Consider the following 735-nt stretch of genomic DNA (forward strand, 5'->3'; position numbering starts at 1 on the left):
CACCAGCACGACGCTGACGGCCAGCCCCAGCAGYAGCCCGAGCAGCGCGCCGGCGGCCGTCCAGACGGCGCCCTCGATCGACACCACCGCCAGCACCTGGCGCCGCGTCAGCCCCAGGTGGGCCAGCAACCCGAATTCCTTGCGCCGGGCCAGCACCTGCGCCGAGAAGCTGGCGGCGATGCCGAACAGCCCGATCGCGATCGCCACCGCCTGCAGCCAGTAGGTGACCGCAAAGCTGCGGTCGAAGATGCGCAGCGAGACCGCCCGGATCTCGCCGGGCGAGGCGAATTCCAGCAGGCTGCCGTCCAGCCCGCTCGAGACCGCCGCCGCCCGCAGCGCCGACTGCACGGTGCCGAGCTCGGTGCCGGCGGCCAGCCACAAGGCCATGTCGTTGACCTTCGTGTCGCCCGTCAGCTGCTGGTAGTCGGCCGCATGCAGCGTGACGGCACCGTGTTGCCGCGCGTAGTCGCGCCAGACACCGCGCACGAAGAGCGTCACGCGTCGCCCGTCCGGCAGCGGCATCGCCAGCCGCGTGCCGGGCGCTGCGCCATACAGGCTCACCATCGCCTCGCTGACATACGCCGCCCGCTCGCCCGCCGGCAGCGGYAGCAGCTCGCCGACCAGCGGCAGCTCCTTCTCCGGCTGCGACAACGGCCGCGCGATCAGCACCACACCGGGCCGCTGCGGATCCAGCTGCACCACCGACACCCGCTGCGATTCGACGCGCAGCACGCC

At 72.9% G+C, this 735-nt stretch carries 1 protein-coding gene; it reads right to left on the bottom strand.

The genetic code is table 11. The features are described 5' to 3' along the window. Positions 1–735: FtsX-like permease family protein (locus tag AC1D01_RS37300; protein WP_477874938.1), on the bottom strand; the 735-nt coding region annotated here is incomplete at both ends.

This window comes from Rhizobacter sp. P3_B12 (genome assembly GCF_056402895.1).